18 protein-coding genes and 1 tRNA gene are annotated in these 20,306 nt (G+C 62.4%); 13 read left to right on the top strand and 6 right to left on the bottom strand.

Going from position 1 to position 20,306, the window contains the following annotated elements; translation table 11 throughout:
• Positions 1–28 precede the first annotated feature (28 nt).
• The 3 genes from NKI15_RS02730 to NKI15_RS02740 all read right to left on the bottom strand — a co-directional run bounded on the left by NKI15_RS02730 (position 29) and on the right by NKI15_RS02740 (position 3,111).
• Positions 29–1,342 carry a homoserine dehydrogenase gene (locus NKI15_RS02730; RefSeq protein WP_023707143.1) on the bottom strand — a complete coding sequence of 438 codons (1,314 nt, stop codon included), beginning with the start codon at positions 1,340–1,342 and terminating at the stop codon, positions 29–31.
• A 50-nt stretch (positions 1,343–1,392) separates the two neighbouring features.
• Positions 1,393–2,610, bottom strand: a complete 1,218-nt coding sequence (locus tag NKI15_RS02735) for an LL-diaminopimelate aminotransferase (RefSeq protein ID WP_023681615.1) — start codon at positions 2,608–2,610, stop codon at positions 1,393–1,395.
• 90 nt (positions 2,611–2,700) lie between these two features.
• Complete coding sequence (locus NKI15_RS02740) at positions 2,701–3,111, bottom strand: hypothetical protein (protein WP_023667627.1); 411 nt, start codon at positions 3,109–3,111, stop codon at positions 2,701–2,703.
• A gap of 97 nt (positions 3,112–3,208) precedes the next feature.
• On the opposite strand from NKI15_RS02740, the gene phaC reads away from it, so the two are divergent.
• From phaC to NKI15_RS02755, 3 genes are all read left to right on the top strand, one after another.
• Positions 3,209–5,044 (top strand): class I poly(R)-hydroxyalkanoic acid synthase, encoded by a 1,836-nt coding sequence (gene phaC, locus NKI15_RS02745; RefSeq protein WP_023708456.1) that lies wholly within the window; start codon positions 3,209–3,211, stop codon positions 5,042–5,044.
• Between the two features lie 360 nt (positions 5,045–5,404).
• The gene (locus NKI15_RS02750; protein ID WP_352514098.1) at positions 5,405–6,526 is read left to right on the top strand and encodes a D-Ala-D-Ala carboxypeptidase family metallohydrolase; all 1,122 of its coding nucleotides are present in this window, start codon (positions 5,405–5,407) and stop codon (positions 6,524–6,526) included.
• Positions 6,527–6,850: 324 nt separating this feature from the next.
• Positions 6,851–6,925: transfer RNA gene (locus NKI15_RS02755), tRNA-Glu, on the top strand.
• 145 nt (positions 6,926–7,070) lie between these two features.
• Here NKI15_RS02755 and NKI15_RS02760 read toward each other — a convergent pair.
• From NKI15_RS02760 to NKI15_RS02770, 3 genes are all read right to left on the bottom strand, one after another.
• Complete coding sequence (locus NKI15_RS02760) at positions 7,071–7,739, bottom strand: DUF2161 domain-containing phosphodiesterase (RefSeq protein WP_023705981.1); 669 nt, start codon at positions 7,737–7,739, stop codon at positions 7,071–7,073.
• Between the two features lie 332 nt (positions 7,740–8,071).
• Entirely contained in the window at positions 8,072–8,347 is a 276-nt protein-coding gene (locus NKI15_RS02765) for a DUF6074 family protein (RefSeq protein WP_023681621.1), read from the bottom strand.
• Between the two features lie 146 nt (positions 8,348–8,493).
• Positions 8,494–8,790 carry a DUF982 domain-containing protein gene (locus NKI15_RS02770; RefSeq protein ID WP_023667653.1) on the bottom strand — a complete coding sequence of 99 codons (297 nt, stop codon included), beginning with the start codon at positions 8,788–8,790 and terminating at the stop codon, positions 8,494–8,496.
• 279 nt (positions 8,791–9,069) lie between these two features.
• On the opposite strand from NKI15_RS02770, the gene map reads away from it, so the two are divergent.
• The 10 genes from map (at position 9,070) to NKI15_RS02820 (ending at position 20,232) form a co-directional block, all read left to right on the top strand.
• Positions 9,070–9,903 (top strand): type I methionyl aminopeptidase, encoded by an 834-nt coding sequence (map, locus tag NKI15_RS02775; RefSeq protein WP_023705982.1) that lies wholly within the window; start codon positions 9,070–9,072, stop codon positions 9,901–9,903.
• A 113-nt stretch (positions 9,904–10,016) separates the two neighbouring features.
• Positions 10,017–10,682 (top strand): JAB domain-containing protein, encoded by a 666-nt coding sequence (locus NKI15_RS02780; RefSeq protein WP_352885652.1) that lies wholly within the window; start codon positions 10,017–10,019, stop codon positions 10,680–10,682.
• A gap of 147 nt (positions 10,683–10,829) precedes the next feature.
• Positions 10,830–12,071, top strand: coding sequence for a tyrosine-type recombinase/integrase (locus tag NKI15_RS02785; RefSeq protein WP_352885653.1), 1,242 nt, complete (start codon positions 10,830–10,832; stop codon positions 12,069–12,071).
• 184 nt (positions 12,072–12,255) lie between these two features.
• Complete coding sequence (locus NKI15_RS02790; RefSeq protein WP_352885654.1) at positions 12,256–13,572, top strand: hypothetical protein; 1,317 nt, start codon at positions 12,256–12,258, stop codon at positions 13,570–13,572.
• The gene (locus NKI15_RS02795; protein ID WP_352885655.1) at positions 13,569–14,705 is read left to right on the top strand and encodes a DUF262 domain-containing protein; all 1,137 of its coding nucleotides are present in this window, start codon (positions 13,569–13,571) and stop codon (positions 14,703–14,705) included. Before NKI15_RS02790 ends, NKI15_RS02795 begins: the two co-directional genes overlap by 4 nt.
• On the top strand, positions 14,689–15,384 hold the full coding sequence (locus NKI15_RS02800; protein ID WP_352885656.1) for an MAE_28990/MAE_18760 family HEPN-like nuclease: 696 nt from the start codon (positions 14,689–14,691) through the stop codon (positions 15,382–15,384). The genes NKI15_RS02795 and NKI15_RS02800 overlap by 17 nt, the downstream gene beginning before the upstream one ends.
• Positions 15,385–15,496: 112 nt before the next feature.
• Positions 15,497–16,345 carry a hypothetical protein gene (locus NKI15_RS02805; protein ID WP_352885657.1) on the top strand — a complete coding sequence of 283 codons (849 nt, stop codon included), beginning with the start codon at positions 15,497–15,499 and terminating at the stop codon, positions 16,343–16,345.
• A complete protein-coding gene (locus tag NKI15_RS02810; protein WP_352885658.1) occupies positions 16,342–17,454 on the top strand; it encodes a hypothetical protein in 1,113 nt (370 codons plus the stop codon). Before NKI15_RS02805 ends, NKI15_RS02810 begins: the two co-directional genes overlap by 4 nt.
• Positions 17,447–18,886 carry a hypothetical protein gene (locus NKI15_RS02815; RefSeq protein ID WP_352885659.1) on the top strand — a complete coding sequence of 480 codons (1,440 nt, stop codon included), beginning with the start codon at positions 17,447–17,449 and terminating at the stop codon, positions 18,884–18,886. The genes NKI15_RS02810 and NKI15_RS02815 overlap by 8 nt, the downstream gene beginning before the upstream one ends.
• Entirely contained in the window at positions 18,883–20,232 is a 1,350-nt protein-coding gene (locus NKI15_RS02820; RefSeq protein WP_352885660.1) for an AAA domain-containing protein, read from the top strand. Before NKI15_RS02815 ends, NKI15_RS02820 begins: the two co-directional genes overlap by 4 nt.
• Positions 20,233–20,306: the final 74 nt, after the last annotated feature.

The following is a 20,306-nucleotide window of genomic DNA, read 5'->3' on the forward strand; positions in this document are numbered from 1 at the left end:
ATCGGTTAAAGGAGAAAAATGACTTGGCCTAGCCCGCACGCTCGATGCGGATAACCTGCGGCTTGTCTGTGAGGTGGCCGTCCTTGGTGATGCCGTCGACAGCCTTGCGCACCGCTGCTTCCGTCGTCTCGTGGGTGACCAGGATCACCGTCTTTTGCGCGTCCGTCTCGCCGCTGACGGCATGCTGGACGATCGATTCCAGCGAAATGTCGTTGTCCGCCATGCGCTTGGCGATCGCGGCGAAGACGCCGATGCGGTCGTGCACGGTCAGCCGGATGAAATAGCCGCCGGCATGGCTGCGCATCTGCGCCTTCTTGTAGGGGCGCAGTTCCTTGGCCGGCAGGCCGAACACCGGACCGTGCTGGAAGCCCGGCCGGCTCTTTGCGATGTCGGCGATATCGCCGACCACGGCGGACGCGGTGGCGTTGCCGCCGGCGCCCGGGCCGGAGAGCAGCAGTTCGCCCAGAATGTCGGTTTCGATGGCCACCGCATTGGTAACGCCATGCACCTGTGCGATCACCGACGCGGTCGGCACCATGGTCGGGTGCACACGCTGCTCGATGCCGCTGTCGGTGCGCTGCGCGACGCCGAGCAATTTTATCCGGTAGCCAAGGTCGCCCGCGGCGCGGATATCGGCCTGGCTGATATTGGAAATGCCTTCCATGTAGATGTCGTTGGCGGCGATCCTGGTGCCGAAGGCCAGGCTGGTCAGGATCGACAATTTATGCGCCGTGTCATGGCCCTCGATATCGAAAGTCGGATCGGCTTCGGCGTAGCCCAGCCGTTGCGCGTCCTTCAGGCACTCGTCGAAGGAGATGCCCTCGGCCTCCATGCGGGTCAGGATGTAGTTGCAGGTGCCGTTGAGGATGCCGAAGACGCGGGTGACCGAATTGCCGGCCATCGCCTCGCGCATCGTCTTGATGACCGGGATGCCGCCGGCAACTGCCGCCTCGTAGTTGAGCAGCACGCCCTTCTTCTCGGCGATTTCGGCAAGCGCCACGCCGTGCTTGGCCAACAGCGCCTTGTTGGCGGTGACGACATGACGTCCGGCTTCAAGTGCTGCCTTGACCGACGCGCGCGCTGCCCCTTCATCGCCGCCGATCAGTTCGACGAAGACGTCGATATCGGCGGCCTGCGCCATCTTGATCGGATCGTCGAACCATTTGGCGGCGCTGAGGTCGACGCCACGGTCGCGCTTGGGATCACGCGCGGAAACGGCCGCGACGATGACATCGCGTCCGCACTGGCGCGTCAGTTCCGCTGCCTTGTCGCGCAGCACGCGCGCCACCGAGGCACCGACAGTACCCAGACCGGCAATTCCAACACGCAACGCTTCAGCCATGCCCGGCGACGCCCCTCAAAAAATCTACTCGAATAAGATGTGCGGCGACTTTAGCGATGCGCGGCGAGCGGCACCACATTGTTCGGCTGCTTGGCGCTGGACGCCAGGAAGCGCTTGATGTTGCGCGCCGCCTGCCGGATCCGGTGCTCGTTCTCGACCAGCGCGATGCGAACATGATCGTCGCCATGCTCGCCAAAGCCGATGCCCGGCGCCACCGCCACGTCGGCGTGCTCGATCAGGAGCTTGGAAAACTCAAGCGAGCCGAGATGCTTGAACGGCTCCGGGATCGGCGCCCAGGCGAACATCGAGGCAGCCGGTGCCGGAATGGTCCAGCCGGCGCGGCTGAAGGCATCGACCATGACGTCGCGGCGCTTCAAATAGACCTCGCGAACTTCGGCGATGTCGGCGCCGTCGCCATTCAGCGCATGCGCCGCCGCCACCTGGATCGGCGTGAAGGCGCCGTAATCGAGATAGGACTTCACCCGCGTCAACGCCGAGATCAGCCGCTCATTGCCGACGGCGAAGCCCATGCGCCAGCCAGGCATGGAGAAGGTCTTCGACATCGAGGTGAACTCGACGCAGACATCGATGGCGCCCGGCACCTGCAGCACCGAAGGCGGCGGATTGCCGTCGAAATAGATCTCCGAATAGGCAAGGTCCGACAGGATGATGATGTCGTTCTTCTTGGCGAAGGCGACCACGTCCTTGTAGAAATCGAGCGAGGCGACCAGCGCCGTCGGGTTCGACGGATAGTTGAGGATCAATGCCAGCGGCTTCGGGATCGAATGACGGACACCGCGCTCGAGCGCCGGGATGAAGCCGTCATCCGGCTCGACCTGCAGCGAACGGATGACGCCGCCCGACATGATGAAGCCGAAAGCATGGATCGGATAGGTCGGGTTGGGGCACAGGATCACGTCGCCCGGCGCGGTGATCGCCTGCGCCATATTGGCGAAGCCTTCCTTCGAACCGAGCGTCGCCACCACCTGCGTGTCGGGATTGAGCTTCACGCCGAAGCGGCGCTGATAATAGGCGGCCTGGGCGCGGCGCAGACCTGGGATGCCGCGGGAGGAGGAATAGCGATGCGTGCGCGGATCGCGCACCACTTCGCACAATTTGTCGACGATCGCCTTCGGCGTCGGCAGGTCCGGATTGCCCATGCCAAGGTCGATAATGTCAGCGCCGCGCGAACGGGCGCTGGCCTTCAGCCGGTTGACCTGCTCGAACACGTAGGGCGGAAGCCGGCGGACCTTGTGAAATTCTTCCATGTCAGTTCCAGACGATTTAAGATTGGCTTTAGCACAGTTGGCTTGGCTAGGCGCCCTTGGCAAAGACCGCTTTCGGCGCGCGATATAGCCTTATTTGCAGGTAGGGTCGAGGGCGGGATCGCATTTGGCTTCGATCTGCTTCAGCGTGTCCTTGCCATGGTTCTTCGCCAGCGAATTCAGCGCCGCCGGGCTGGTGGACGGGGCACCGCCGCCGCCCTTGGCCACTTGCCCCTGCTGTTCGCCCTTCAACTGGGCAAGCTTGGCCTGCGTCTCCTCAGGGGTGAGTTGCTTTGCCGCCACCTGCGGTGGGATGTTGAGATTGGGATAAGAGCCGGTGTCCTGCGCGCCCTGGGTCAGGCCGACATTCATCCCGTTGCCGGTATTGGCGCTCGTGCAGCCACTTGCCGCCAGCAGCCCTGGCGCCAGACAGGCGATTGCAACCGCGATGCGGCAAAAGCGGCCTGCCCCCGAAAAAATGGTCTCGCCGGTGTTAATCGTCATATTGTTTTCCTGGCAGCCGGGGTACAGCGCATTGGACCCGGTCAGATGTCCCATGATAATATGTCAAGAAAACGCCTCGGGAGGAACCCCGCGAGCCATGTCCAAAACACCTGATTCGAGCAAAGCGGAAGATGATCAATCTTCGACCGTCGAGCAATATCTGGTGAAAGACCCGGAACGCTTCGCGTTGAACATGGCGCGTATGGTCGAACAGGCCGGCAAAGCCGCCTCCGCCTGGGCCGAGCCGCGCGAAAAGGGCGAGGTGCGCGATCATGTCGCCGAACCCGTGGTCGACATGGTAAAAACCTTTTCCAAGCTCAGCGAATATTGGCTGGCCGACCCGCAACGCGCGCTGGAAGCGCAGACGCGACTGTTCGCCGGCTACATGACGGTCTGGGGCAACGCCATCCAGAAGGTTAGCCCGAATGCCGAGGCGCCCGAAGATGCGGTCAAGCCCGAGCGCGGCGACAAGCGTTTTCAAGACCCCGAATGGGGTCGCAACGCTTTCTTCGATTTCCTCAAACAGGCCTATCTCGTCACCTCGCGCTGGGCGGCCGACCTGGTCGAGCACGCCGAAGGCCTCGACGATCACACCCGCCATAAGGCCAGCTTCTACGTCAAGCAGGTGTCCAATGCCATCTCGCCGTCGAACTTCATCCTGACCAATCCGGAGCTGTTTCGAGAAACCGTTGCCTCGAATGGCGAAAACCTGGTGCGCGGCATGAAGATGCTGGCCGAAGACATCGCCGCCGGCAAGGGCGACCTGAAGCTGAGACAAGCTGACTATTCGCCCTTCGAGATCGGCAAGAACGTCGCGACATCTCCCGGCAAGGTGGTCGGGCGCAGCGATGTCGCCGAAATCATCCAGTACGATCCGACGACGGAGACGGTGCTCAAGCGCCCGCTGCTGATCTGCCCGCCCTGGATCAACAAGTTCTACATCCTCGATCTCAACCCGCAAAAGTCCTTCATCCGCTGGGCGATCGAGCAAGGCCATACCGTGTTCGTCATCTCCTGGATCAATCCCGACGAGCGGCACGGCGCCAAGGGCTGGGAAGCTTACATACGGGAAGGCCTGCAATACGGCCTCGACACGATCGAGAAGGCGACCGGCGAGAAAGAGGTCAACGCCATCGGCTATTGCGTCGGCGGCACGCTGCTGGCGGCCGCACTCGCACTGCTGGCACAGGAAGGCGACAACCGCATCAAATCGGCGACCTTCTTCACCACGCAGGTCGACTTCACCCATGCCGGCGACCTGAAAGTCTTCGTCGACGAGGACCAGGTGGCAGCGGTCGAGAAATCGATGAACGAAAAGGGCTACCTCGACGGCACCAAGATGGCGACCGCCTTCAACATGCTGCGCTCGGGCGACCTGATCTGGCCTTATGTCATCAACAATTACATGCGCGGCAAGGATCCCCTTCCCTTCGACCTGCTCTACTGGAACGCCGATTCCACCCGCATGGCGGCCGCCAACCACTCCTTCTACCTGCGCAACTGTTATCTCGAGAACAATCTGACGCGTGGCGTGATGGAACTCGCCGGCCGCACTTTGTCGCTGGCCGACGTCACCATCCCGGTTTACAACCTGGCGTCGAAGGAAGATCACATCGCGCCGGCCCTTTCCGTGTTTCTCGGCTCGCAATATTTCGGCGGTGAGGTCGAGTTTGTGATGGCTGGTTCCGGCCACATTGCCGGTGTCGTCAACCCGCCGGCAGCCAAGAAATACCAGTACTGGACCGGCGGCAAACCGACAGGCGATTTTGACCAGTGGCTCGCCTCCGCGGTGGAGCATCCCGGCTCCTGGTGGACGCATTGGCAGCACTGGATCGAGACCCAGGACGACACCCTCGTTCCGGCCCGCAAACCGGGCAAGCACATGAAAACCCTGGGTGATGCCCCCGGCACCTATGTGAAGGTGCGTGTGTAACGGCCGGCACCTTTTGCAGGTGCCTGTGTGTAACGGAATGTAATGTCTGGTGAGTTGACGAGCCGGCAAAACGGGGCGAAATGGTATCGTCAACCTTCAAGAAGCCTCAATTGGCCTCCAACGAGCAAATAATTCAGAGGCTTGCAGAATTGACACAAGTCTCGTTTCCGGTTTGGGAACACAAGGTTATTGGATGTGAACGTTTCGACGCCGCACCAATAGCAGGCCGACCGGACACCGAGGGGGAATTTAGTTTTGAAATCAGTAGGATCGCGTCTCGCGGGGAGAGAAGGTCGCACTATAGCGGCAGCGCTTTTCTCCGTGCTTCTGGCGTCCTGCACCTCCGCTGGCGACCCCACAATGTCCGTCGGCATGCCTGGCTACAACGCGACCGCTTCTGACATCTCCGCGGCTTCCGGCGCCAGCCCTGCGGCGCCGGGCGATTCGACCGTGCAGGTCACATCCACCGGGCCGCAGATGATGATGACGGCAGCGGGCGATGCGACACTGCCCGAGCAGGTCGCCTATGTGCCGGTGGCCAAGCCCGGCACCGGCTTCCCGGTCAATGTTCCCGCCGGCTCCGAAACCATTGTCGGCCAGACGCCGCAGTCGCTGCAGCAGTCAGCACAGACCGCGGCCGCAACGGACGCCGTGGCGCAGAAGATCGCCGCCGCCGATGCCGGCGTGACCGCGCCGAAACCGACTGCCGCGGCACCCGCGCCCGGCGAGGTCTACGTGACCGCCGCGCCCCAGCAGATCGACACGCCGAAGAAGGGCTTCCTGGCCTCACTGTTCAGCACCACGCCAACCTCGGCGGCACCTGCTCCGCTGGTCAACTCGCGCTCGGGCGAACAGCCTGCGGTTGCTTCCCAGAAGGCCGTCCCGGCAAAGCCGATCATCACGCTAGCGTCAGCCAATTCCGCCGACAAGCCCTTGCAGCTTGCCTCGCTTGGCAACGAGAGCAACCACATCACCGGCAGCGATGCCTTGCCCGGCGTGCGCCAGACGGCGCTGTTCGAGATCAAGCGCAAATCCGGCCTCGACGACGAAAGCGACGTCGACCTGAACGAGGACGAGGGTTCGGGCGGCGCCTATCAGGTGGCCTCCGCCGCCGGCCTCGCCCGGCTGGCGCCCAATGGCCTGTTGAAGCAAAACGAGAGCGTCGACGTCGCCTGCCTGAAGCCGTCGCTGGTGCGTGTGCTGAAGACCATCGAAGGCCATTACGGCCGCAAGATGATGGTCACATCAGGCTACCGCGACCCGGCCCGCAACCGGCGCGCCAACGGCGCCAAGAATTCGCTGCACATGTATTGCGCCGCCGCCGACATCCAGGTTCCCGGCGTCTCCAAATGGGAACTGGCGAGCTACATCCGAACCATGCCCGGCCGCGGCGGCGTCGGCACCTACTGCCATACCGAATCCGTTCACGTCGACGTCGGCCCCGAGCGCGACTGGAATTGGCGCTGCCGCCGGCGGGGGTAGCATCCCCATTCGGCAAACGGGCCGAGGGGCTGTTAGCAGCCCGCCGTTTTTTCCGATTAGCTATCAGCGACGTTCGAGATTAGCCGAGGCACCCGCGACTTCGTCATCCTATGGCGAAGCAAGGAGCGCAGCGACGCAGCGCAGACGCGAGGATGACGACTGCGCGGCGCGTTCGTCCAAAGATGTGCAACGACGCGAGGCCAGAAAACCTGCGCTGGCTCACCAAACTGGCCGTTTTCGCCCCTCTTGAAAAAAGTTTCCGCATCTGGCGGCTGATGGGTTGCCGGTTGGCAACAACGCAATTATAAGCCGCTTCGTCTGAGCGCGCCCATCGTCTAGCGGTTAGGACACCGCCCTTTCACGGCGGTAACAGGGGTTCGATTCCCCTTGGGCGTACCAGATCTTTCAGGAAAACAAGAAGCCTCGCGGCAGCCGCCGAACTAGCAGCGGCTGGAACGGTGGCGCGGCGAATCGGTTGAAACGGCGAACAGCGGCTGCCGTGCCGAGGTTTCCCTCGGCGCCTGCTCGCGGCAATCTCCGGCACTCACCCTTGGTCGTGCGCTACCTGCGGCCAGCGCTGTAACGCCGCGTGGCCACCCTCGGTCAGCGCGTAGACGCCGCGCTCGGCCCTGGCGAACCAGCCATAGACATTGTCCAAGAGGATGCTGGGCGCGCGTGGCGAAATCGCTTTCAGATCGCGCGGGCGTTTCGGCCCGTCGGTCATGGCTGCGGCGCAGGCCAGCGCATCCTGCCGGTAGGCGGTCATGATCGGCGCGCGCGAACCGCCGCCGACCACCGGATCGCCGCGCCGGCGCCGGTGTTCCTCCATCAGCCGGGAGCGGCGCTTCGGATCGCGGCGCGGCGGCAGAGCCGCCGGGCTGAGCAGCAATTCGACCTCCCCCTTGCCGCTGACAGCCAGAAGCCCGAAGCCGAGCCGCCGGCACAGCGCGCGAAAACGGCGGTCGTGCTCGCGGCCCTTGCCACGCGCCGACATGCGCGCCGCCAGCCACACTTCGTCGCATGCCGCGGCGCGATCGACACCTTGCAGCACCAGTTCGAGGTTGAACTGCAATTTCAGTTCGCAGATGACCAGCACAGGCGGCTCGCCGTCGCGCACCGCCACGATATCGCAGTGGCCGACTTCGCCCTTGACCGTGAACTCCAGGCTCTCGAGAAACCGCTTCACCGGGATGTAGAGAGACGTTTCCTGCATCGCGCAGGCATAGCCGATTCGGATCGGGTCGGCACAGGAATGGCCGAGAGGCCGACGCCTTGCGCTAAACCGCGTCGATCCCACCATCTGCAAAAGCCATCCGTCAGGCAGGTCTCCGGCATGATAGTCCCGCCATAGCGCTCGACGATTTCCTTGGCGATGACCGACGTCGCCAGGGCCGAGCGCGACCAGTATTTCATCGCCTGTCTCGCGTTCAACAAGGCGCTCGCCGTGGCTGGGACGGCACAATCGACAGCGTAGGACCCGAGATCCGTCGACGCCAAGACCGGTCCACGGTTGGCCACACAATGATGAGCGCGTGTGTTTTGAGGCTAGGGGCGGGTGCGCGTCCGGCGCTGCCCTGGTGCGGCATCGTCCGCCTTGAAATGCATCTCGTCCTGGACCGCGGCAAAAAACCGGCGGACATCGTTGGCCGCCGAAGCCGCATCGCAGCCGGCCGCGACCGCCTTGTCGAGGAGTTCGCGCGCCGTGGCCTTCCAGAACGACGTGGCCGTGTCGCCGTGCAGTCTGCCCAGCCTTGCGGCGACCTCGCGCACCAGCACGGTCTGCCGATCTAGCGGGAAGGTACGCACATTGGCTGAAGACATGTTCTGCACCATGAAACCGACGCAACGAATCAGACGCTGCTCTATGGCTCATGCCTAGCTGTGAAGTCGGAAACGGAACCTTAACGCCGCGGAGTCCGCGCCGATTGGAACGAGTCGGTTGGCCGGCCTCCAGGCCAAGCAGAACTCTAGACCCTCAGGCCCCTCGCCTCGCCGGCGCGCTTGGCCGTAACCATCATATCCCTGGCCAGCAGGCCACTGACCCGGCAAAACGCCATGAAGGCGCGCCAGGCATCCTCAGTCTTGACCACATCCACCGTGGCCCCGAAGCAGGCATTGAACGCCGCCTCATAGACCTTGCCCTGTCGCTTCTTTGGCCAGTCATGCAGGATATCCAGCGCCTGTTCGACGCTGTATATTTCCTCTACCGGCAGCCCGGGCGCGGGCGCGATGCGCACCGGCACCTCGAATTGCAATCTGTCCATTCTATATCTCCCGAACTGGCGTCGACCACAGCAACGCCGTTCGTCGTCAAAAGTTGCTTTGGCTGCTTTTGCGCGAAAATGTGTCGTCAGTGCGATCTCGGCATTCGGAGGAGATCGCGCACCTGGATGTCATCTGAGCGGCCGCGCAAGCTAGGAATATCGCCAGTATCAGTCCATTGCCGGCAGTTCTTCCTTGAACCTTGCGGCTTGCAGTGCCAAATCTGAGGAAATTTTCTAACGGGCTGGTATGCGCCGCCCGCTTACAGGCAAACGGACACTATGGTCACCTATCTCGACGCCGCCACGGCACCCCTCAGGAATACCGGCCAGATCCGCCTCTATGCCGAAGAAGGATTTGCCGGCATGCGCAAGGCCTGCGATCTCACCGCGCGCTGCCTCGATGAACTGGTGCCGATGGTCCAGCCGGGTGTCACCACCGAGACCATCGACCGTTTCGTCTTCGAATTCGGCATGGACCAAGGCGCGCTACCGGCGACGCTCAACTACCGCGGCTACACCAAATCGTCCTGCACCTCGATCAACCACGTCGTTTGCCACGGCATTCCAGACAACAAGCCGTTGAAGGATGGCGACATCGTCAACATCGATGTCACCTACATCCTCGACGGCTGGCACGGGGATTCCTCGCGCATGTATCCCGTCGGCACCATCAAGCGCGCCGCCGAACGCCTGCTCGAAGTCACCCACGAGTGCCTGATGCGCGGCATCGCGGCGGTCCGGCCCGGCGCCCGCACCGGCGCCATCGGCGCCGCCATCCAGACCTATGCCGAGGCAGAGCGCTGCTCGGTGGTGCGCGATTTCTGCGGCCACGGCGTTGGCCAGCTGTTCCACGACGCACCCAACATCCTGCACTATGGCACCGCCTCGGAAGGCGTCGAGATGCGGCCGGGCATGATCTTCACCATCGAGCCCATGATCAATCTTGGCCGGCCGCATGTGAAAGTGCTGTCGGACGGCTGGACGGCGGTGACGCGCGACCGCTCGCTGTCGGCGCAGTACGAACACACGATCGGCGTCACCGAAACTGGCTGCGAGATTTTCACCCTGTCGCCAAACAAGCTCGACCGCCCCGGCCTGCCGCCGGTCAGCTGAAAACAAGATCGCCTCAAGCCGCGGCTTTGAGGCGCCGTCGCCGAAAAAACTCGACCGCGCGCTGCTTACCGCTCTAATCTGCCGTCGAAGCCTTCGGGGAGTGTGGGGGGTCGATGGGGAACAGCGGTGACGACGAACGGGGGTTCTTCTCCGAGCGGTGGCTTGAACCACCGGCGAAGGACAAGGCACCAAGAGACAAATCGACGGACAAGCCACACTATCACGGCCATCGCGACCGCTTGCGCGAGCGCTTCGTTGCCGGCGGCGCGGACGCCCTGCCCGACTACGAACTTCTCGAACTGCTGCTGTTTCGCCTGATCCCGCGCGTCGACACCAAGCCGATCGCCAAGGCGCTTTTGGCGCGCTTCGGCACTTTTGGCGAAGTGCTTGGCGCACCGGTGGCGCTGCTGCAGGAGGTGAAGGGCATCGGCCCCGCCGTGGCGGTCGACCTGAAGGTGATTGCCGCTGCCGCGCAGCGCATGGCGCGGACCGAGGTTCGCGACCGCGAGGTGCTGTCCAACTGGACGCAGCTTCTTGCGTACTGCCGCTCGGCGATGGCGTTCGAGAACCGCGAACATTTCCGCATCCTGTTCCTCGACAAGAAGAACGTGCTGATCGCCGACGAGGTGCAGCAGGTCGGCACCGTGGACCACACGCCGGTCTATCCGCGCGAAGTGATCAAGCGCGCGCTGGAACTGTCGGCCAGCGCCGTCATCCTGGTGCATAACCATCCCACTCACCCTCTTTTGATCACGATGGATCACGCCCCTACACATTGAATCATCTACATTTTCTGGCTTGTCGTAGTGCCGGATATCATGGCATATTGGGGTCTGTTTTGAGGGGATCGAGAGCCCTTTTGACCCCAGTCGCCGACCCCTACTACTCGTCTGGCGACCCCACTTGGAAGCCGATGGGAGAGCCCAGTGCCAAGCCTTACAGATGGAGAAATCCGCCGCGCTCTAAAGCAGGTAGAGCAAACCGGAAAACAGTTCACCCTCGTCGATGGCGAGGGGCACGGCACCGGTCGTCTCGTCTTAGTAATGAAGCCTATGCCAACTCGAGTCACGGCAGACTGGATGGCACAACAGTGGCGTGATCAGAAGCGCCTGAAGAAAAAACTCGGCTCATATCCGTCTATGCCGCTCAGCAAGGCACGGGAGGTCTTTATCCGGGACTTCGCCAACATGATCCAGAAAGGCCGCAGTATCAAGATTGCCGGCGACACGCGGCCTGGCACCGTTGCCGATCTCTTCGAAGCCTATGTGGCCTACCTGAAAGTGTCTGAAAAATCGTCCTGGAAGGAAGCCGAAAAGTGCCTGAACAAGATTGCCGACACTTTAGGGCGGAATCGGCCGGCCCGTGACATTGAGCCCGAAGAAATTACTGAGTTGATCCGCCCGATCTACGATCGTGGCAAGCGCTCCATGGCAGATCACGTCAGGAGCTACATCCGGTCGGCCTACAGCTGGGGTTTGAAGTCCGAGCACGACTATCGCAGCGCGTCCCAGCGGCGTTTCCGGATCGCCTATAATCCGGCCGCCGGTATCCCCACTGAGCCGAAAAAAGTTGGGACGCGCTGGCTCGACGAGGAAGAGTTCCTTCGCCTCTATCGTTGGCTCGGGTGCCCTGACACGCCGGTTCATCCTTCTTACCCCCGTGCGGTCCAGCTCATCATGCTGACCGGTCAACGCGTGGAAGAGATCGCACGGCTGCACGATAGTCAGTGGGATGCTTCGGAGCGCATCATTGACTGGTCGAAGACGAAGAACCTGCAGCCACACGCCGTTCCCGTGCCGTCATTGGCAGCAGAGTTGATCGAATCGATCACCCCGAACGAGCACGGTTGGTTCTTTCCGTCTGCCAAAGACCCGACAAAACCCGTAAGCCACGGAACCTTATATAGTTTCGTCTGGCGTCAACGCGATCGCGGCGTCATTCCATTCGCGACCAATCGCGATCTGCGGCGAACCTGGAAAACGCTCGCAGGAAAGGCAGGCATATCCAAGGAAATCCGAGACCGTATCCAAAACCACGCACTTCAGGACGTCAGTTCGAAGAGCTACGACCGATGGAATTACATGCCCGAGAAGCGGGCTGCGATGAAGAGGTGGAACGCTTTTGTCTTGGCAATGCTGAGCAAAAAGCCGCTAAAGGTGGCAGCATAGTGACGGCTCTGATTCCACCCGATCATGTACGATCATCCGTTGGCAGGACACCCCTCGAAGCACCGGCTAGTTCGGCGCTCTATCATGCGCCCTGAATGTACAATTGCTTCGTGATGACAGATAGCCCAAGCGCCACCTCGGGAGTGAAATGTCATCAATTCTCTTCCAAACGAAAGACTAGCTGATGATGTTTGATTCTCTCGTTATTCAGTCGCCAAAGAGAACGCCCCAAGCGCAGCGGGGATGGAACGGCTTCTTCCCATACTACGCCGGCTACCCCGAGAGCTTCGCTCGGGCGCTGCTGGAGAGCGCAAATCTGTCCAAAGGGTCCGTGATCCTCGACCCTTGGAATGGCAGCGGAACGACGACCTTCTCCGCATCCCAGCTTGGCTTTGCGTCCAAAGGGTTCGATCTCAACCCCACCATGATCATTGTAGCTCGGGCGCGCCTGCTTCCCCCGTCCGAGGCTGACAGTCTTGAGCCGCTTGGGCGCGAAACAGTTAAAGGCATCCGGGCCGATCAACGAATTCTACAGCCTGACGATCCGCTCCTATGGTGGTTCGAGCCCGCAACGGCCGCGCTCATACGCGCCCTGGAGCGCCGTATTCGCAGCCAGTTGGTCGGAGAGCGCACGTCCACCCCTGATGGCGTAAGGCTCGATCACATCTCGGGTCTAGCGGCCACCTTCTACGTGGCGTTGTTCTCAGTTTGCCGGGAGATGTCGACGCCTTTCCGCTCGTCCAATCCAACTTGGCTCCGCAAGCCAAAGGCCAACGAAGCTCTCATCGCCGCGGATCGTGAAGCGATTCTCTCAGCCTTTACGGCGAATGTGAAGAACATGGCCGAGGCATTGGCCGAGCGGGCTGAGGAGCCTCAGAAGGATCACGCTATCGCGGAGCTACAGCTTGCGGACACAACGTCCACTAAGCTACCGAAAGGGAGCATCGACATGGTGCTGACCTCGCCCCCCTATTGCACACGGATCGATTACAGCGCGGCCACCCGTATCGAACTAGCCGTGATGCACCCTCTCGTCGACGTAAAGATGGAAGACCTCGGCCGTCAAATGATCGGATCAACCCGGGTTCCAGATCATGAGATCGAGGTAGATGCAGCTTGGGGATCGACCTGTGGCCAGTTTATCGCGAATCTAAAGGCGCACCCGTCGAAGGCGTCGGCCGGCTACTACTACAAGACCCATCTCGACTATTTCGAGAAGATGGCGCTCTCGCTCGCCCATCTCGCTAGGGGTCTTAAACCTGCCGGGACGGCCGTCCTGGTTGTCCAGGACTCATATTATAAAGATGTCCACAACGACCTACCCAGCATTACGACGGAGATGGCGGCGGCTGCAGGCCTGCGACTGCGGCGGCGCGTCGACTTCGAGTTCAAGCGCTCCATGGCCGGCATAAATCCCCACACCCGCACCTACAAGCGCGCCGCCGGCGCGGTCGAAGCGGTGCTCTGCTTTGAGAAGTGTCAAGAGGCGATACAGCAATGACCGATGCATCCCCGTTGATCGAGTCGATCGCCGCAACGCTGAAGAAGGCGAGCACCCAATCGCTAGATCTGTCATTCAACGAGCTGTTGGACATGAGCGAGAACGGCGAACTGAACATCACGCCGGACTACCAGCGCCTGTTTCGTTGGAGCGAGGGACAGCAGTCTCGGTTCATAGAGTCGCTGCTCCTCGAGATGCCTGTGCCGCCCATTTTCGTCATCGAGGAAGGTGACGGAACCTATCAGCTGATAGATGGACTGCAGCGCATCTCGTCATATCTGCACATGCGTGCAAAGCTCTCGGCGCCACATCTTGACCCGCCGGTGGCTCCTGGCGAGTTCCTGACCCTGTCGGACTGCGATATCGTTCCCGCCTTGAACGGGCTGACCTTCAACGACTTCCCTACGGCGCTGCAAATTCGCTTAAAGCGGGCTTTCATCCGTGTCGAGGTCGTTCGCAAGGAGACCGATCCGCGGTTCAAGTATCATATGTTCAAGCGGCTCAACACGGGCGGAGAGCTATTGTCCGCGCAGCAATTGCGCAACTGCACAATCCGCCTGCTGGGTGCGGTCTTTCCTGATTTTCTTATCCGCATGAGCGACGTTGATGACTTTAAGGAATGCACCAGCGGGATGACCCCGGCGCGCAAGCTGTCCGCTTTCGATCAGGAGTTGGTCCTAAGATTCTTCGCACTGAAGAATCGGCGCGCTCGATTCAAGCACGAGGTCACCGACTTCCTAACCGAATACATGGAGGAGGTGGCCGACCCGCTGGAGGCGGAAACCTTCGATTACGACATCGAGGAGGCAGTGTTTCGCCGGACTTTCGCGGCCCTTCGCAAGGCGCTCGGAGACATGTCCTTCGCCATCGCATACAAAACCCGAGACAAACTGACGGCCGGCTTCGGCGCCTATCACTTCGAGGCAATCACCATCGGACTGCAGGCGGTGCTCGATCGCTTGGACTTAGACGATGACGGCGTGATTCAACGTTTGAAAGACACACTTATCGCCATCAAACTTGATCCCGTTTTTATCGAGATGACCACCGGCGGCGGCAAGAACTCGCCTGGCCCGCTGAATGATCGCATCGGCTTTGTAGAACGGCGGTTGGTCGATGCGTTCCCCGGATGACGTTTTTCAAGATCTGGAAGCGGATCGGCGTCAGCGCGAGGCCGAGCTTCGCCTGATCGAGAACATCGCAGCCAGGACCGAGGTTGAGGCCGAGCGCCACATGTTGTTCCGCTCGTTGGCCCTCCTCACCTATGCCCACCTCGAAGGCTTCTGCAAATTCGCACTGCTGGCGTACGCGGGGTCGATCAACGCCTTGGCCCTGCCCTGCCGCGAAGCGGCGTTCCCGGTGCTGGCGGCCAGCCTTGGCGATGTCTTCGCAGCCCTGCGCAACCCGAACAGCAAGGCTCCGGAATTTCGCAACGGCCTCCCAGACGACCAAGACCTTCACATGCTCTGGCGGGAACGGACCTTCGTCGAAGCCTACGAGGTGATCCTTGCCCGCACGGTGGAAATCCCCGACCGCGTAATCGACACCAAGGCCAACCTGAATTCGGTCGTGCTGAAACGAAACCTATACCAGCTCGGGCTCGACTATCCCGCGGTCGATCGGCACCGGGGTGCCATCGACCGGCTACTCGGCGTGCGCAACGCCATCGCCCACGGCGACGCGTTACGGGTACCGAGCGCCGACCATATTCGCGAGTACACCGCCGCCGCATTTGAAGTGATGCAGTTCGTTCAAAGCGGTGTCTTCGCTGCCCTGCGGGACGGCGCGTTCCGTCGGGCCAACGCCGCTTAAGTCGGTTCCTAAACGCTTTGATCAACGCTTCCTACGCCGGCGCGGCGGTCGAGCGCGCGAATATTAGAAGCGTGGTATTGCGTGGAAGAACGTGGAATGTTATGTAAGCGCAATGAACCAGACAGTCATCACTATCCGGCAACGCCTGACCAAGGTCGTAGAACAGCAGCAGACTTTGCTCGCCGCCTTCAGCGCTGCGCTCCTAGCCGGCGATCTCGCCGAGCAGGGACGGGTTGAGCCGCAGCTGCGCAGACTCTCCGCTGAGATGCAGCGGTTGAACGAAGACCTGCGATACGCACTTGCCGATGCGACGATGACGCCGGCCCGTCCGCGCCCTCGCGCAAGCGGCAAGACTATGCGCGAGCAGGTACTGGACATCACCGACGAGATCGGAGTGCCACTGGCGCCTTCGACGGTCAGCGAATTCAGCCAAGCTACAACCGGCATTGAGATACCTGCGTCCCGATTCGCCAGTCTGCGGCGGGACGAGGAGCGCGCTGCCCGCCGTGATCCGACTTCCAGACCCGCGTGGGTGGCTCCGGCGCTGAGCACGGCGCGCCTAACGCCCATCCCGCGGCTGCTGACCAGTACGGCTTGGGATCTTGAGCGCCGGGTGGTGGGCGCCCGGAGCCTCCGCGTTATCCACCTTTATACGACCTTGGCGTTCGTGGACCGACTGGAACGGCTGCAGGCTGGCGGGGCGCCCCAGGCGAGCGCTATCGAGAGTCTTGTGGTGCGTTACGCCCGCGGCGTTCCCGGCGCCGTGGCCTCGGGGCAGCCGCTGGATGGGCAAAAGGTCCGCACCGTCGTTCAGGCTGAGCTTGGCGCCATCGAAGCCGACGACCTGCAGGAGCGGCGGGACGCAGCCGCCCGACTTCGCAAATACCCTGAGCAGCAACGACTCTGGGGTCTGCCGGCCGTGATCGAAGGCGGCTCGCAGGGCGGGAGGGTCGGCGGATGAGCAATTCGGACCAGCGGGTTGCACGCTTGCGAGGTGCCCGCCCGGCGGAAGAGCCGGGCGCACGCGGCATCGAGCGCGTTGCGCGCAACCCCGACTGTTTGCGCCTCCGTGCCGTGACCATCGCCGGAGTGACGCCCGCGACGGCGGCCAAAATCCTTGGCTTTCCGGACCGCGAGGGTCAGTCGCCATTCGCGCTGACTCTTGGGCAACGCTTTGAACGACAGCTACTGGAGAACGGCGCGGCGAACCTTTTCACGCTCTATCGGGAACGAGGCCTTCTCGGGCCCTCGGAGGCTAAGATCGTCGCAGTCGATGGTCTTGCGCCAGGGACCGACCTACGAGCCCGACGCCGGCGTGAGACGGAAACGCGCCGCTTGCTGGAAGGAAAGTTTCGCGGTGATCCGCTGGCGCCGAACCTTATCATCAAACCTCGACTGCTGGTCAGCCTGGTGGGACTGCCGCATCCGATTGAACCTGACTTCCTCGTCGCGGCGGACCAGGAACCCTTCTATAGGGTGGGAGAACTCAAATCTTATCCCGACCGAGGCGGCAAGACAGATGCGGCCGACATCCGGAGTGCCTGCCGCCAAGCCGCTGTCGGCGTCGTCGGCCTGCGCGAAACGCTGCAAAGCTTCGGAGCACGCCAACCGGAGCAGCTGGCTGTTGCCGATGCCGACCTGGTGATGCGCGTGACAGGGTTCTTCATCCCGACCCTGAGTCGCATGGCGATCGCCAGCGAGGTCGACTCGGTGGAACGCGCTATCGCCGAAGCGCCGACTAACCTCGACGATCTCGAGACTATGTTGCCAGCCGGCGCTACTCTGGACGACCCAGCCGTATTGGCCTCGGTGCCTAACAACTACCGACCGTCCTGCAAGGAACACTGCGGGCTGTGGGAGCATTGCCGTCGCCAGGCCTTGGCGGGTCGCCATCCCGTTGTGCTCGGCGACCTCGCTGCCGAACAGCTCGCTGCTGCCGGGTCAATCGACCGCGCCTTGGAGCTGATGGCGGGTTCTGGCCTCCCGCCGCTCAACGCCGCCGAGGCAACCTTGGCAGCTGAGTTGCGGACTGCGGATCAAGCCTTGCGGAGAGCCGTCGGCCATGTCTGATCTTGTAAACCTCGTGGGCCGCCTGCGCGCGTTCGATGCCGGCCGGGCCGTTCGCGCTGCGTCGCATCTGCAGATGGTCATCCAGTCGCATGCGCTGATCATCGCGCCTTTGGCGATGGCAGGCGAAGACACGACGATTCACGCGTTAGCCGTCGGCCCAGTTGGTGGCCCACCGCAAATCCGTGTGGTTCCCGATCCACGGGTACGCGAGGAGCAGTATGGGCTCATCGCCTGGCTCGGCGTAATCATCGAGGCGTACTTTCAGCGCTGCCGGCTGGCCGGTGAATTTCCGCAGATCTGGGTTTCGTCTGGAGCAGCTGCGGGCCATCTCGACATCCTGGCTGATCGACTGCGCTTCACGCGCGACAACCCGCCGATCAAGCGGGTCGGCGAACTCCTGACCTATGCGACAGAACGCTCGCCTGTGGCGGGTCAGCAAGCGCTGATGACCGCCACAGGCGCCCTTTCGGCGCACTACTGCACTGGACAGCAGGAAGGCGAGGACGAGCACCTTGGCGCCTTCCTGGTCTGGCTCGACCCGCCTGCGGACGGCGACGTTCGGCGTGCAGTCGAGCAGGCCGAGCAAGAGGTGATGGGCGTAAAGACCGACCCGGTCTTCGACCGTGAGCGCCTGCAGCCGCTCGTGTCAGCCTATGGCCGGGCGCGACGCGAAGGGGCGTCGGCGACCGAACAGCAGCGCAGGGCCCGCGCAATCGAAAACGAACTCATCCCTATTGTCGAGCGCATCTATCAGGCCGTTCAGCGAGCGCTCACCTTCCTGCAAGGTCAGTTCCCGGCGGCAGGCGTGTTGGACGACCTCGCCCGCCGTGAGGCCGACGAGTTCGAGAGTTTCATGCGCGGCCGTGACGAGGACGTCGCATTACCCTATCGCGACAGACCCAAGGCGGCCGCTTTCAAGATTTCCGAGCGCGAACGTGCCGCCCAAAATGTTGAGCAGGGTGCGCTGTACGGCGACGCCCTGGCGCAAGCTCGCGGGCGGCTCGCCGGCAAGATCGTAAGCGGGCGAGTTTCGAACGTAACGGCAACCAAGGTGCCAAGAAAGACCATTCATCGCTTCAACGTCGAGACCGCTCAGACCAACCTGCATCTGCGGCACGGCGATGAGATGGCGTATCTGTCCGACCCCCGTCTCAGGTGTGCGGTGGAAGGCGTTCGTCGCCATGAGGCGGTCACCCACGTGGGTTTCATCGTCACCGCCGGCATGCGCGCAGTCGGTGTGCCTTCGATTGGCGCGGCAATCGAATTGGCGCCGCCGCCCCCTGATTGGAATCAGCTCTATCGCGAGCGTGGCAAAATGTCCGCTAGACTGGCCGAGACGCCGTGGACCCATTCGCAAGATACCACTGCGCCGCAGGCGACGCCCATTGCACAACCCCTCAACCTACTGGCCGCTGTGGAGGCCCTCCGATGACGACCCCTGCCGAGCTAGCCGAGCGATCCGTCGAAGCGGTGCTCGCCACTCAGTGGACGCGAGATCCCGCCGTGGTGCTGAACTCGCCGCCGGGCGCCGGCAAGACCGGCGTTGCGGAGCGTCTTGCTGTTCAAGCGCTTGGCATCATGGGCGAGCGGGCCATGGTCACGACCCAGACAAACGAGCAGGCCTTCGATCTTCTGCGCCGGCTCTGCGGAGGCTTCTCGCGGCTGCCGTTCTATATGATGGCCAGCGAGAAGCTGACACCGCCAGCCAACGTCACGTCGTTGCCCAACCTCCGGGTGATCCATCGCGCGGGCGATCTGCCGGATGGCCCCTGCGTCGTTGTGGGCAACGGCGCTAAGTGGTCCTGGTTGGACGCCGATCACCGCCTTTTCGATCTGCAAATCGTCGATGAGGCCTACCAACTTCCGGACTATCGCTATCACCAGATAGCGGGCCTCGCGTCACGACAGGTCCTGATCGGTGATCCCGGCCAGATCGATCCGGTGATCCAAGCTGAGCTCGAACGGTGGCGCTGTGACCCGGCCGGCCCGCACGTGCCAGCGCCACGTGCCATGATCGAGCGCCATCCCGAAGTCCGCCAGATGAGCCTGCCGGTTTCGCGGCGCCTCGTGCGGGATACCGTCGACTTCATCCAGCCGGCCTTCTATCCTGTCATGCCGTTCGTCGCCTTGGACGATGCAAGGCCCCTGACCTTCGATACTCCTGGGATCGCCCCGATGGACACCCCACTTGACGCTGTAGTGGCGGGGCAAAGCTTGGTAATGGTCGAACTCCCGGCGATGATCGCCGGCGAAGTAGATCCAGATCTCGCCGCAGAAATGGTTTGGACTATCGGCCGCGTGCTAACACGTGGGGCGCGGATTCTCGACCACCAAGGAAAAGCAGTCCCGGTAACTCCGGAAATGATCGGGGTCGCCTGCGCCCATGTCGCACAGGTCAACGCCGTCCGGGAACGCCTTGGCCCAGCTCTAGCCGGGGTCTTCGTCGAGACGGCCAATCGGTTTCAAGGATTGGAGCGACCGTTGATGTTCGTCCAGCACCCCTTGTCAGGTCGATCGGACGCTACCGGCTTTCATCTAGACGCGGGTCGGCTGTGTGTCCTGCTTTCTCGCCATCGTGTGGCTTGCTGGATGTTCAGCCGTGGCGGTGTCAGTCACCAGCTACGACGTTATGCACCAACTGGAGACCGCAGCCTCGGCATCTCAGCCGACCCGGAATTTGATGGTTGGTTGGCCAACACCCGCCTTCTGCAACAGCTGGCACGTGACAACAGGGTCTACCCCGTCCCGAGCAGAGGCAGGCTCGATCGGGTCGGCTGATCCTCAGTAACGGTCGCGACGACACACTGCCACGGGCCAACTGACGACGCCGCAGGGCTGGCATCAATTTTTGC

It is taken from the genome of Mesorhizobium sp. M0862 (genome assembly GCF_040319795.1).
Lineage (GTDB): Bacteria > Pseudomonadota > Alphaproteobacteria > Rhizobiales > Rhizobiaceae > Mesorhizobium.